The sequence below is a fragment of the Amycolatopsis sp. NPDC102522 genome (assembly GCF_055584485.1).
The window spans coordinates 112,234-125,975 of the sequence record NZ_JBVJLY010000008.1 but is presented as its reverse complement, the minus strand read 5'-3'; the positions used below and the strand labels follow the sequence as shown (position 1 = coordinate 125,975).

Sequence of the window (13,742 nt, the reverse complement as noted above, 5' to 3'; positions counted from 1 at the left end):
AAGAGAGATGACCGAGGCAACGGAACAGTCAGCCACCCGGACCCCGGAACACGCGGGGATCGAGCAACCGCCCTTCCGCAGGCTGCGGTACTTCCACGGCCGGTTGCTCACCGCCCGTGACTTCCAGCGCGAGCAGGAGTACTTCCGCGAGAAGCTGAAGCTGCGGATGCGCTGTCTGCTCGGCTACGGCGTGGTGTGCGGGCTGCTCGTCGAGCCGGCCCCGGCGGAGGAGGGAAAGACCGAGGACGACAAAGGCCATCAGGCCAAGGTCCGCATCACCGCCGGGCTCGGCATCGACTGCGACGGCAACGAGGTACTCGTCCCCGGCGGCTGCGCGATCGACCTGGCGGAGGCCCTGCACGAGGAAGAACGCACCGGCGGCACGACGGTCTGGGTCGGCGTCGAGTATTGCGAGCGCGCCGTCGAGCCGACCAGGACCGTCTTCAATTCCGCCTGCGCGGACACTTCGGACTGCGACTTCGGCTACACGGAAGAGAGTTACGTCGTCCGGGTCACCACCAAGACGCCACCGAAGGACGACCGTTGCGAGACCTGCTGCACCCGGTGCGAGCACAAGGTCCTGTGGCTGGCCAGGATCGACGACGTCGACTTCTCCCGCCCGGTCCGCCAAGAGCAGATCCACCTGAACGTCCGTCGGTTCTTCGGCACGCACGTGCCGACGGTGATCACCGGCATCAACTGGCGGCACGGCCACACGTACACGGTGGACGAGGCCAAAGAACTGCTCGGCACCCAGAAGAACACGGGCGGGCTCGTCGTCGAGTTCTCCGACGACGTCCGTGTCGACAGCCTGCGCCGCGGCGTGGTGGAGATCCAGGTGATCGAAGGCGGCGCCGGCCGCAACGCCGACACCTGGTACATGGGCGGCAGGTTCGAGGAACCGACCAGCGGCGAGTTCACCCGCCGCTTCAGGTACCGGCAGACGACCCGTGAGGCCCTGCAGGACGGCGACCGCGTGCTGATCACGGTCCGCGCGGCGTTCCTCCTCGACCGCTGCTGCCGTCCGGTCGACGGCACCAACGTCGGCGGCCGGGTCCCGTTCACCGGCCGGGGGAAGACCGAGACGGACTCCGACCACGGCCACGACCCCAAACCCGAGCCCGACCCGACCGGCTGCCTGGTGCCGCCGTCCGGGATCGGGCCGTGGACGTCCGGCACCGGCGCGGGCGGCGACGTCTTCGAGAGCTGGTTCTTCATCACCGAGGAGCGTTCATGAGCAAGTCTGATTGCGGGTGCGGCTGCGGCGGGGCGCCTGCCTTCCCCGCCGCGTTCGTCCGGCCGCGGTTCTTCGCGGGCCAACTGCTCACGGAGGACGACCTCACCCTGCTGACCGACTACGTGACCGGGAAGGACCGGCTGCACAACAGGACGCTGTCCGGTCCGGGTGTCGTCTGCGGGCTGGAGGTGCTCTGCGACTCGTGTCCCGGCGGGACGGTCAGCGTGCGCCCCGGGCACGCCCTCGACTGCTGCGGCAACGATATCGTGTTGTCCTGCAAAGAGAAGGTCGACGTGGCCGCGCTCGTGCGGGAACTGCGGGTGACCTCGCCGGGAGTCCACTGCGGGGACCCGTGCGACGACGACCAGCGCCATTTCGGGCTGTTCGTACGGTACGAGGAGGGCATGGCCGATCCGGTCGCGCCGTTCGCCACCGAGGAACCGTGTCCGACGCCGGGTTGCGTGCCGTCTCGGGTCCAAGAGGGATTCCGCTTCGTCGTCAAATGCGACACCACCGACGACCACCGCTACAACCCCGCCACCAAGCTCCTGGCGCAGATCGGGGACAAGGACGCCTACGAACAGATCCTCCTGCTGAGCAGGCGGCTCGGGCACTACCTGGACCCGATGTCCGTCGCCGGCGGCTTCTCCACCCGGACGATCAAGTTCGAGGACGCCGACGCCGTCCGCTACACCGACAACCTCCGCCTGCTGCGGGAAAGCGGCGAAGGTATCCCGAAGCCGCCCGCTGCCCGGCAGCAGACCGAGTACGTCCGCGCGCTGGCCAGTGCCCTCGCCCGGTACGACACCTACGACGCGGCAGGGCAGAAGGAACTGCAGGAGAAGTTCGGCCTCAAGGAGATCGACGCCGCCAGGAAGGTGCTCGGCGACGCGTGCGACAGGCTGGCCGGGACGAAACCCGAGGAGGTGTGGCCGGAACCGGCGCATCGGGACGTCGCGCTGGCCGTCGTGGCGGAGGCGAAGAGCCGGGTCGCGCCGCCGGATCCGAACGCCCCCATCGAGATCCGTCTCGTGGCACAGGGCACCCCGGTGAACAACGTGCTGGAGGCGAAGTTCCGGGCCGACCTCGTGCGGATCCGGGACTGGCTGCTCGGCAGGCTCGATCGGGTGCCCGGCGTCGCGGACTGCCTCCTGCACGAGGACGTCCGCACGGTCGCCATCCCGCAGCCGTTGCCCATCCCGGAACCGGACCCCACGAAGCACCTGTCGGTCGCCGACCTGGGGTTGCTCACGACCGCCGCAGGGAAGCTGACCACGTACGTGCGACGCTTCGTCACCGATGCGGCGTGCTCGACGCTGAACCCGCCGTGCGTCGAATGCGCCGACAACGACGTGCTGCTCGCGCATCTGGAGCTGGACGGCTGCGACGTCGTGCGCGTCTGCTCGGCGACTCGGGAGCAGGTGCTTCCGGGCGGCTCGGCGTACGGCGAATGGCTGCCGAAGCTCTACCAGCTGCGCCATCTCGCCGAGCAGGTGTGCTGCCAGCCGATTCCGGTGTACAAGCCGCCGAACGTCCCCGCGTCGGGACCGATCCCGCGGCCGTACGTGCCTGGGCTGCTCGAGGAGTGGGGGAGCCGGAGTCCGCTGGATCGGATGTGGAGACTCCTGGTGACCCCGGCACCAGGGGAGACCGTGCCGAAGCCCGTGCGCGAGCAGGTGTACACGGTTCCTGCCGAGGTGACGGACAGCCTGCAGGAGATGAACGCGCTCCGGGGTCAGGTGAGCGACCTGATCGCGACCGTGGAAGCGTTGCGGGGACGGCTCGACACCGCGTCGGAGCAGGTGTCGCAGGTGCGGGAAGAGCTGCCGGAACGCCTGTCCGACCGGCTGTCGGACCTCGAAAGCGGTCCGGAGACCGAGGAGAAACCGCCCGCGAAACGCACCCGGTCGACGTCGACCCGGAGCGGTGCTTCCACTCGCAAGCCGCGATCGGGTGAGTCGTCGTGACCGGTCCGCTGCGCCCGGAGTTCCACGAAGGGCAGGTGCTCGCCTCCTCGGACTTGGCGGCGACAGTCGCGTATGCCCGCGCGACGGCCGTCCGGCACGCGCGCCTCGCGCACGACTGGGGCATCGCCGACGGACTCGCCATGACGACCGAGAACCGGACCGATCCGACGACGGGCGCCCGATTCGTCGAGGTGAGCGTGCAGGCCGGGCTGGCTGTCGACGGAACCGGTCGGGAGATCGTCGTACCGGCGCCGGTCGTGCTGTCGGAGGCGGACTTCGAGGCCGTCAACGGCGCGGACCGGCCGACGACCGAGCCGTATCCGGTGTTCCTCACCGCCGTGGACCGGTCTCAGCCCTCGACCGGCCTGGCGTCGTGCGCGGGCTCTGCCGCGCCGACGCGCGTCGAGGAGTCCTATCAGATCCTCTTCCGGCGGCTGGGCGACGAGCGGCTCGTCGCCGACCAGCAGCCGCCCGCGGTGAACGCCGTACCGGCCGCCCCACCGGTGCTTTGGCTGGTGTTGCTGGGCTATGTCCAGTGGACCGAAGGCCATTTCACAGCGGTGTCCCCGGCCGCCCGCGGCGTCGGGCCTCGGTACTTCGGGGTACGCGCGGACACTGTGTCGGCCCGGTCGGGCTCGCTGTCGTTGCGGACCCAGCCGGAGGCGGGTGAGGGCAAGCCCGCGCTGGTGCTGTCCGGAACGGCCGCGCCGACGCTGGTTTACGGGCTGTACAAGGGAACCGGCGAGGTCGACCCGCTGCTGACGGTGGAGTCCAACGGCAACCTGACCATCGCGGGGAGCTTCTCCGGTCAGATCTCCGCGGGCAGTGTGCTGGTGACCTCCGGCAGTGCGACGGACGGCATGGTTCTGCCGCTGCCTTCCGGGGTGACGCAGGAGGAGATCGCCGACGGCCGGGTGTCGCTGCACGTCTTGGTGACCCCGCGGATACCGCCGTCCGCCAAAGGGCTCACCGTCCCGGCGGAGGCCACAGTGGACGATCAGCGGCGCGTCCGGTGTCGCCTGCGGTTCTACGACCCCGCCGCCGGTTCGACGGCTGTGAAGGAACAGTCGGGCGCGGTCGACTTCCTGGTCCTGGCAACGGTCGCGGCGACGAGTGGTGGAGGGTGAGGATGAGCGTCTTCGCGGTGTACGAGTCGAGCACCGGCAACGTGGTCGGTGCGGCCAAGGCGATCGGCATCTCCTTGCCGACGGCGCGAGCGCTGGTCGGTGACGCGCTGCCGGTGCGGTTTTCGCTCGGTTCGGGCGAAGTCGTGACTTTGTCCCTGCAGGGCAGGGAACTCGCCGTGCACGAAGCCGACGACCAGCCGGAGGTGTTCATCGAACCGCTGGCGTACGGGGTCACGCGGCCGCCGAACCAGCCGCCCAAACCGGCGCTGGCGAAACTGACGGTCCTGCCCGACGCGCCCACGTTCGACGCCGCCGGGTTGTTCGTCAAACTGCCGAAGAATCCGCCCCAGGACACCGCCGTGTTCGCCCTGGTTTCGGAAGGGAAGGAGACGCTGCCGGTCACCGGGACCATCACGAAGGACACGGATCACGTGTCGCTGCCGGTCACGGTGACCGCGGGACCGCACGCCGTGCTGCTGCTGGTGGCGGGCTGGGCGGGCCGCCTGGAGGAGGTCAAGAAGTCTTGAACGCGACCGCCGTCGGCGAGATCACCGTGCGCCGGTGCGTCGTGCGGGTGATCCGGCGTGGCGGGTGGAGCTGGGGGCCCGATCCGCGGGGCCTCGTGCAACGCGTACTCGACGCGCTGCCGGACCTGCTGGCCGCGGAGTTCGACGAGTACCTCACCGGCGAGGGCCCGGATCTGGAGATCACAGAACCGGTGCGCCTGTCGGTCCGGCTTCCCCCACGCGCGGGAAACGGACGGGCGCTGGGCGGTCTCTTCTTCGAACGGGCGGCAACTGGTGAGCCGCTGTCGGAACCTATCCCGCTCCCGATCCCGGTTGCGGCCGACACTGGTCCGTCCACATCGGACATCGACGGTGAGCCGTCGCTCTCCATCGTCTCCGGCCCGACGGAGAGCCCGATGCTGTCGGTGGCCATGTTGTTCGAGGAACTGGCCGCAAGAGACGAACTGGCCGCGTTGCTCGCGCTGCTCCCCGAGGGGACGGTGTGGCGGTATCTGGCCGCGTTGATCGCCGAACCCGCGGTCTCACCTGCCGACGGGCCTACAGCGGATCCGGCAGGACCGGCCGCCGAGTCTGTGATCGAGCTGGCTCGTCGGCTGTCGCTTCCGAAGCTGCCGGCGACCCGTGCGGAGCTGGCCGAGCTGGCAAGGTCCCTGCCCGGCGAGCCGCCGTCCGTCCTCGTCGACGAGGACAAGTTCGAGAGCACTCGCCTCACCACCTCGACGCCGACGGGGGAGCGAAAGGTCGGCTCGGTGCTCCCGTTCCTGCTGGCCGGGCCCCTCGCCAGAACCGGCTATCTGGACGCGATCGGCCCGGCGCTGTCCGGAGTGGACCTGGCCGAGGACACCCCGCTGTTCGCCGCGGCCTTGGCCTCCAAGGTCCTGGCGCGCCCGGCGGACGAAACCGTCGCGACGTTCGCCGGCCTGGAGACGTTGCCGGACCTGACCGTTTTCGCGCGCCGGGTCCGTCCCGCACTGCCGGTGCTGGACGGCGTGCTGGCGCTGTCCCTGTGCCGGGGTCATGACCCGGCCGACCCGCTGCTCGTCACCGGGGTGGACGACGGCCTGCTGATGGTCGACGCCCAAGGCCTGTTCCCGATCGCGTGGGCTCCGGGCGCCGACGGTTTGGTACCGCACTGGACGGCATGCGGCAGGCCGCCGGTACTGGTCTGCGACAGCCCGCTCCCTCCGACCTGTCTGCGTGACCTGGCCGCGGCGGGCGTTCCCTTCATCACGGACGTCCGCCCCCTGCGCGAAGATCCCCTGACCCGTCTGCCCTGGCGAAGTCCACTGTGGACGACAGGTGGAGTGGAGCCCCGGCTGGCCGCAGAGCTTCCCTTCGCTCGCCTGGACGATCTCGTGCAGGCGCTGTTCGTTCCCCGGACGTCGGAGCACGCCTTGGAGCGCACCGTGGCGCTGGCGGCATCTCTGGCGCTGGGCATGATCGCGTGGCAACTGTGGCGGGAACGCGAGACGCCCGACCCTGTCCTCGCCATGACGAGATTCGCCGATCTGGAGGGCACTGTCCGGTTCACCCACGACGCCGTGCACGTGAAAGTCCCCTTGGGCCGCCGTCACACGGACCTGTGGCAGGGCGGCGTCCTCGCCGACGTACCGAACGTGGTCTGGCTGGGTGGCCGGACCCTGACCTTCTCCGGTGGCTGAGGTGAGCGGCCTGGCCGTGGAGCACCTCCGGGTGCGCCTGGCGGAACTGCACCGGGCGCTGCGCGGTGCCGTCGCCCGCCAGTCGGAGGCCGCCGCGTTGCTGACGCGCCCGGACCTGACCCCGTTCTGTGTGACGGACGAGCAGGTGGGCACGTTGCTGGACCGCGTGGACGCGTTCACGGAGGCGATGACCGAGCCGCCGTCCGCGCCGTACCGGGATCCGGAGTCCGAGCAGCACCTCAGGCGTCTGGCGGCGTCGCGTGGTCAGACGTTGCCACTGGACGCCCTTGCCGCCCGGTACGGCCTGTCCCGAGCCGAGCAGGACGCGGTGCTCCTGGTGGCCGCGCCCGAGCTCGATCCGGGTTACGAGCGCGTCTACGCCTACGTGGTGGACAACCTGAACCGGCGGTCGCCGTGTGTCGAACTGGTGGTCACGGTGGCCGCGGAGACCCCGGCGGACCGCCTTGCCCTGCGGCGGACGCTGGGCTGCACGGGAAGGCTGCGCCGTTACGGCCTGCTTCGGGCCTACGGTGAGGCACCGACCGAACTGGCCCAGGAGCTGGCCCTCGGTGGCGGCGTGTTCGAGTACTTGATGGGCTGGGGCGGTGACGCCGGGATCCTCGGCCATGACCCGGGCGAGGTCGTCCAGCCGGATCGGCAGGTGGCGTCCCCGTACCTGCGGCCGGAGCGCCTGGGGAGGCTCGGCCGGGCGTTGGGGGCCGGCGACCTGGAGGTGGTCGGCCTATGGGGATGCCCGCCCGACAGCCAGGTCGACGCCGCGCAGGCACTCGCGACGGCCGCAGGCCGGCCACTGCGTCGCCAAACCGCGGACATGGCGCACGACCTGCGGACCGCGGCCGCCCTCGGCGCGGTGCTGTGGATCCGGGCCGACGAGCGCTCGGCCCCGCTCGACGAGATGCTGACGAGATCGAGTGTGCCGCTGTGCCTGACCGGCATGAACCCGTCGCGCCCGCACGGTCTGCTGGCCGCCCGCACGTACGCGGAGCTGACCATTCCCAGCCCGGGATTCCCGGAGCGCCGCGAGATGTGGTCCTCGGCGTTCCCAGTGCTGCCCTCGGAGGCGCTGGATGATTTGGCGGCCCGCTACCGCATGAGCGGCGGTGAACTCCGCGCGGTGGCCGCCGTCGCCGACGCGGACGCGCGGATGTCCGGCAACGGCCATCCCGTCACCGAGCACGTGGAGCCCGCGATAGCGACCGTGACCCGCGGCCGCACGACCGGTGCGGTGCAGTCGATCCTCCCGCGCCGCACGACGGACGATCTGGTGCTGCCGGACGCGCAGATGAGCCAGCTCACGGAAATCGCGTCGGCGTTCCGCGCGTGGCCCCGCGTGGCGGAGTCCTGGGGTTTCGCCCGCAAGATGACGGCAGGCGGGGTGAAAGCGTTGTTCACCGGCGAGCCGGGCACGGGAAAGACGATGTCGGCGGAGGTCGTCACCGGGATTCTGGGCCTGGAACTGCTCAAGGTCGACCTGGCGCAGGTGGTGTCGAAATGGGTGGGGGAGACGGAGAAGAACATGGAGGAGGTGTTCCGGCAGGCCGAGGACAGCCACGCGGTACTGCTGTTCGACGAGGCGGACGCTCTCTTCGGCAAACGCGGCGAGGTCAAGCACGGGACGGACCGCTACGCCAACCTGGAGGTCGGCTACCTGTTGCAACGCCTGGAGGCCAGCGACGGCCTGATCATCCTGACGAGCAACCTCAAGGAGAACATCGACCCGGCCTTCACCCGCCGGTTCCACTTCGTCGTCCACTTCCCCCGTCCGGGCGTCGCCGAGCGCAGGCGCCTGTGGCAGCTGGCGTTCCCTCCGGAAGCCCCACTGGCCCCGGACCTCGATCTGGACACGTTGTGCCGCCTGGACATGACGGGAGCGGGCATCACCTCGGCGGCCCGCACGGCGGCGTTGTCGGCCGCCGACAGCGACAGCCCCTCGATCGGCATGCGCCACGTGGTCCGGGGCGTGTCGCGGCAGTTCCATCGCGAGGCGCGCTTGTTCCGCCCGGCCGAGCTGGGCCGGTATGCTGAATTGCTGGCCGACAACGGAGGGCGCGATGCCTGAACTGATGCCTCCGCAGACGAAGCCCGCCGTACCGGTGACAGCCCAAGAGCTCCGCACCGCCGCGGCTTCGGATCGAGGCAAGAAGAAGCTCGTGCTGGTCCCGGCCGTGATCGGCAACGCGCAGGCGGCCAAGACCGCGATGGACGGAAGCTCGAAGACGGTGCCTTCGCACCTGGCTTCGACGTTCGCCGCCGGTCAGGACCGGGTCGGGAACGCGGCGATCGCGGGAGCGGCGATGCGGGTGGTTCCGATGGCTCTACCGAAGAAGGAAGCCTGCCCCGGCTGCTGAGCGGTGGGTCAGTGTCCGGGAAAGCCAGACGTCAGGCAAGACCTTCGCGACGCTCGGCGAGAACGCGCTCTCGCTCGATCGGTTCGAGGCTCGGCAGCAAGCTGTCCACGATTTGCGGGTATTCGGCATGGAATGCCCAGCCTGCAAGGCCCTCTGCCGCAGCCGCGTGGGTACTGCGGGCGTCGAGCAGGAAACCGATGAGTTCCTCGACGACGGCCAGCTGGGAGTCCGTTTCGGCCGGAAAGTGAGTCAGGTGCAGCATCACGCCCTTCGTGACGCTGTCGGCGTTGCTGTCGATGCGGATGAACATCGCGACGTCGAATACAGGTTGACCAGGGCCGAACAGCAGAACCGCGTCTACCGCCGTGGTGTGCCGCCCGGTCGCTTCCGGCGAAGGCTCGAACGGGACGTAGTTGTGCGCCACGCGCACGAACCGGTCGATCATGTCTTCCGACAGGTCCTCACCGAACGCTTCGAGGCAGTCGGCGGAAGGCAAGGGAATCGCCACCCTCTGGCGAACAGGCCACTCCTGGTCGAGAAGTTCGAGCGAGCGCGCGACTCGCTCCGGATCACCGGACCGCAGATCGGCGGTGATGGTGTCCGCGTCGAGCGAGTCACCGCTTCCGGTCGAGCTGTCTTCCGATGGTGGCACTAGATTCCTTTTCCGAAGGGCGGATCGTCGGGAAACTCGCTGCGGAGCTTACCGTCGGCGGTGAACTTCTTGGATTCACCGGTCGGGGTCCATTTGGACGGGAAGTTCCTGACTCTGCTGTTCCATGCGGCCGCGCCGGTATCGAGCTTCTCCGCGCGTTCTTTGGCCTCACTGACCGCCGAGTCGATCCGGGCGTGGATGGCCGCCTCCGTCGTCCTACCGCGAAGCTGCTGCAGCGCCGCGATCGCGGACCGCAGGCCCCTGGCTTCCTTTGCGCACTTCGGGCCGTGCGCCCGCCCTTTGACCGGCTCGGCCGTCCGCGCTTCCTTGATCGCGGCGGCCTCGCTGCTTCCGTCTCCCGTCGACGCGTCTTCTTTCCCGCCGGGACGCGTGTTCTCGCTGATGTCGTTGATCTTTTTGAGGTGGGGTTCGATCGCTTCGTTGATGTTGGTGGTTCGCTTGAGATCCTCGGAATCACGGAGAAACTTGTCGGCGGTCGCCGCATGCTTTCGCAGTTCCGGCAGCTTCATGGCGGCCATCGTGCCGACCACTCGGTCGAGGACGCCTGCTCGGGTCGTCTGGCGCTTCGCCACGTCATGGAAGAGGGGAAGCGCCAGGAGTTCGACCACCTCGGGATCGGCGAGTATCGCCTTTCCGCGGTCCAGCTTCTCACGGATGTCCGTCCGGGTCTTCTCTTCCGATTCGGCCACTTGTTCCGGAGTCTTGCGGAGATCTCCGAGACGGTCGATCAGGTTCTCGGCCGCGTCGATGTGAGCTATGTACACCTTGTGCAACTTCGAGATGTCGGCCTCGGTCGGCTGCTCCGAAACGAGCGCCTGGTAGGCCGCCTCGGTCTTGCCGGTCATCGCCCTGGTCAGACGGTCGTGTTCTTTCTGCAGCGTGGACTTGAGCGTTGGGTCCGCGGCGAGCTTCTTCTTGACCGTGTTGTTGTTCCACTCCCGCTTCAGGCGGTTGTTGATGGTGTTGACAGCGACCTGGTGAATCTTGCGTAGTGCCTCTTTACTGACGCCGGAGGTCGCTCTGGCCCCGCTGACACCTTTCTTGCTTGGATTGACCACGCCGATGACGACCCAGCGGCCGTTCTCCTCGGCGGGTGTGAGCGAGGTCAGTCGATGACGGATCTTGATCGCGACAAGAAGCGGAGTGATCAGGCGTTTGCCGACGGTCCGGCCGGCGAACCGGTTGACGACGGCAACCGCCGACTTGACGCCGGCATCCAGCCGCTTCAGCTGGTCCTTGTGTTCGTCTTGCTTGGTCTTCGCCGGCTTCTTCTTGCCGAACTTGTCCTTCACCTTCCCGGCGAGAGACTTGAGCTTGGCCCAGACCTTCTTGACAAGTCCGACGATCTTGTCGATCACCCAGTCGATGGCCTTGTTGACCGGTTTGGCGATCTTCTGGAAGACCTCCTTGACCTTCCCCGCGATGCCGCCGATCCCCAGAATCGCCGCCAGCGCGCCGATCAGCACCGGGATCGACCGCGCCAGCGCCTTCTCCACCAAACCGGCCACACCACCGGCGCCGCCCTTCGCGATCGCGATGACCGCGTCCAGTACGGTGTTGACGAACTCGATGATCTGCCGACCGTTCGTCACGATGAACCGGATGATGTCGATGATCATCTTGCAGGCGCGGATGAACGCGGACGCCGGATTGAACAGCGAGATGATCCACGTGATGCCCGCCATGACGATCGTGGGCAGCAGGTAGGACACCAGATTGTCGATCAGGTTCTTCTTCAGGTCACCGACCCGGGCCTTGAGGTCGTCCCAAAGCGCTCGCACCCCGCGTCGCCGGACCTCGAGAATGATCGGGAGGGCGGCCTTGCCCGCCTCGATCGCGGCCATGGCCTCCTTCGGCACCTTCCGGGCGACCCGGGCGAGGAGATTGGCGCCGGACAGCCCCAGCAGGCTGGCGATCAGCACGAGGATGCTCACGATGTCGAAGCTCTTCGGCAGTTCGATGCCCGCCGTCGCCGCGGTGCCCAGCAGCCAGGACAGCACGCCTTGCTGAAGATGGGCGAGGGCGTTGTTCTTGAACTGCTTGAGCCCGCCGCCGACCGCGGACACCAGGTTGCCCAGGAAACCGATCGGGTCCTTCAGGATGCCCAGCGCGGCCTGCGCGGCCTTCGCGAGCACCCCGAGCAGCATGTCCTTCAGTTCGAGGATCGTCTTGATGACGCCCTTGATGCCGTCCAGCGCCTTGTCGACGAGCCCCTTGTTCTTCTCCTTCTCCTCGGCGATCTCGGCGTCGACGGCCTTGACGGCATCGGTGTACTTCGTGGCCAGCGTGTCGACCAGCTCGGTGCTCTTGTCGTCGACCGACTGGGTCAGTTCGTCGAACTTGTCGGCGAACCCGGCGGCCGCCTGCTTGCCCAGCGCCTGAAGGTCCTTCGGTAGTTTCTTGACCTCGGCCTGGAGTTCGTCGCGACCCTTGGCGATGCGTTGCTTCGCCCTCGTCAGCTCACGGCCGATCGTGTCCGCGACGGCCGAGATGACCTTCCGCATCTGCTTGACGTAGTTGTCGCGGGCTTCGACGAAGATCTGGTTCGCCTCGTCGGGCAGACCGAACAGCTTGTCGTGGCCCCATTTGACCAGCCCCCAGGCGCCGCTGTAGCGCCGGTCCTTGTACTCGTCCATCTTCCGCCGGTGTTCGGCGGTGAACGCGTCGCGGGCCTCCTTCTCTCCCTTGGTGAACTGGTCGTCGACGAGTTTGTCGAGGCCGGTGAGGATGCCCTCCACGTCGGTCTTCATGGTGTCGAAGACCTTTTGCAGGGCGGCCGTCACCAGGGCGCGTTTTTCCTCGTCAGTGAGCTTCGTGTTCGTCTTCCCGTCGCCGACCTCTTTGCCGGTGCGCGCCCGCCGTTTGGCGATCGCGCCCATGGCGGCGGCGCCGAAACCCTTGGCCTGCGCGGTGGTGTGGCGCAGTTGCTGGGACTCGTTCGCGCGGAGTTCCGGCGGAGTCGCCTCCGAATGCTTCTCCGCGGCCTTCTTGTCCTTCAGCGCCGGGGTGAAGGCGGGGTCGGTCTTCATCTGGCTTTCGGTGACCTGGTTGTCGGCGAGCTCGCGGTCGACCTTGGCCGGGCCCGCGGACAGGTCGGTGGCCGACGGCGGGAGCTTGTCCGGCGTCGCCTTCGCCGGGTCGGGAGTGCCCGGGGCGCCGGGCGGCCGGTCCGCCGCCAGGGGTACGACCTGCTTGACCTCGGCGGCGGACGTGTCCGGAGGCGCGGCGGTGGTGTCGGCGATCTGCTCCGCCGAGTCCGTCTTCCCCTCGCCGACCTTGCCTGCCACCTCGGCCTTGACCTCGGCCGGTTTCCCCGATTCGGCGAACTCGTCAGCCTGTTCCAGGTTCTTCGGCGCCTTTTCGGCGATGGCCTTTTCGACGGCCTTGACGAATGCTTCCTTGTCGAAGTCCTTGGGCTTCGCGTCGTTCATCTTCTCGGCGTTGGCCGTCTTGCCTTGCGCCACCTCGTCGTCCTTGGGCGGCACGGACGCGTTCTGCGCCGAGGTCGCTTCCTTGCCCGCCGGAGGGTGGGAGCGGGCGACCGTGTGCTTCTTGTGCGCGATGTCCTTCTTCAGCACGGCGAACTTCGGATCCGTGCCCGGACCTCTGGCCAGGCCCGCCGCCACCGCGCCGTTGCCGACCTTGTCCTGCGAGTCCTTCCGGGTCGGGTCCACCGGCGGTTTCTTGTCGCCCGCCCGCAAGGCCGCCATCGTCGCGGAGTTCGAGGGCGGCAGTCGCGCAGGCTTTCGCGGCGGCGGGCGCTCCTTCAGCCCCGTCGGCGCGGTGGCTTGTGCCGTCGTCACCGCGGGGAGCTTCGCGTGAGCCCTCGGTGGCGGTGGCATGGGACGGCTCTCCTCCCGCTGCGGGAACCCTCGGACAGCGTCGCAGCCGGCCGTCACCAAGGCGTCGCGAGAGCGTTCTCATCGGCGAGCGCCGGTCCGGATCCCGTTCAAAGACCATCGTGGCCGGGATTTTGACAATTCCAGGGCCGCCGAACGGAGGTTGCGCCCTCCTGGAGGGTGGCCAGACTGGAGATCGGCGAGAACGAACGGATCAAGTCGTGCTCGCGGGGAAGACCGGGAAATGGGGCACTGTCGCTGCCGTGCCTATGCCGGCAGACCGTTGTTCGGTACGTGGATGTCACTCGTTGTGTCGTGAATCTTCCGTCCGGCCTCTCGGAG

9 protein-coding genes are annotated in these 13,742 nt (G+C 68.5%); 7 read left to right on the top strand and 2 right to left on the bottom strand.

Annotation, left to right across the window (positions count from 1 at the left end; all coding sequences use genetic code 11):
- Positions 1-7: 7 nt before the first annotated feature.
- From ACZ6YV_RS20670 to ACZ6YV_RS20640, 7 genes are read left to right on the top strand one after another with little or no spacing between them, the layout of a single operon-like run.
- Complete coding sequence (locus ACZ6YV_RS20670) at positions 8-1,237, top strand: hypothetical protein (protein WP_465511138.1); 1,230 nt, start codon at positions 8-10, stop codon at positions 1,235-1,237.
- Positions 1,234-3,204: a hypothetical protein gene (locus tag ACZ6YV_RS20665; RefSeq protein WP_465511137.1), complete on the top strand. Its 1,971-nt coding sequence runs from the start codon at positions 1,234-1,236 to the stop codon at positions 3,202-3,204. Before ACZ6YV_RS20670 ends, ACZ6YV_RS20665 begins: the two co-directional genes overlap by 4 nt.
- Positions 3,201-4,331 (top strand): hypothetical protein, encoded by a 1,131-nt coding sequence (locus ACZ6YV_RS20660; protein WP_465511136.1) that lies wholly within the window; start codon positions 3,201-3,203, stop codon positions 4,329-4,331. The genes ACZ6YV_RS20665 and ACZ6YV_RS20660 overlap by 4 nt, the downstream gene beginning before the upstream one ends.
- A gap of 2 nt (positions 4,332-4,333) precedes the next feature.
- The gene (locus tag ACZ6YV_RS20655) at positions 4,334-4,858 is read left to right on the top strand and encodes a hypothetical protein (protein ID WP_465511135.1); all 525 of its coding nucleotides are present in this window, start codon (positions 4,334-4,336) and stop codon (positions 4,856-4,858) included.
- Positions 4,855-6,519, top strand: a complete 1,665-nt coding sequence (locus tag ACZ6YV_RS20650) for a hypothetical protein (protein WP_465511134.1) — start codon at positions 4,855-4,857, stop codon at positions 6,517-6,519. Before ACZ6YV_RS20655 ends, ACZ6YV_RS20650 begins: the two co-directional genes overlap by 4 nt.
- Positions 6,512-8,599, top strand: coding sequence for an ATP-binding protein (locus ACZ6YV_RS20645; protein ID WP_465511133.1), 2,088 nt, complete (start codon positions 6,512-6,514; stop codon positions 8,597-8,599). The genes ACZ6YV_RS20650 and ACZ6YV_RS20645 overlap by 8 nt, the downstream gene beginning before the upstream one ends.
- Positions 8,592-8,888 carry a hypothetical protein gene (locus ACZ6YV_RS20640; RefSeq protein ID WP_465511132.1) on the top strand — a complete coding sequence of 99 codons (297 nt, stop codon included), beginning with the start codon at positions 8,592-8,594 and terminating at the stop codon, positions 8,886-8,888. Before ACZ6YV_RS20645 ends, ACZ6YV_RS20640 begins: the two co-directional genes overlap by 8 nt.
- Before the next feature lie 31 nt (positions 8,889-8,919).
- On the opposite strand, the gene ACZ6YV_RS20635 is transcribed toward ACZ6YV_RS20640, so the two are convergent.
- Together ACZ6YV_RS20635 and ACZ6YV_RS20630 are read right to left on the bottom strand one after the other, a co-directional pair.
- On the bottom strand, positions 8,920-9,540 hold the full coding sequence (locus ACZ6YV_RS20635) for a hypothetical protein (RefSeq protein WP_465511131.1): 621 nt from the start codon (positions 9,538-9,540) through the stop codon (positions 8,920-8,922).
- Complete coding sequence (locus tag ACZ6YV_RS20630) at positions 9,540-13,364, bottom strand: phage tail protein (protein ID WP_465511130.1); 3,825 nt, start codon at positions 13,362-13,364, stop codon at positions 9,540-9,542. The genes ACZ6YV_RS20635 and ACZ6YV_RS20630 overlap by 1 nt, the downstream gene beginning before the upstream one ends.
- Between the last annotated feature and the right edge of the window lie 378 nt (positions 13,365-13,742).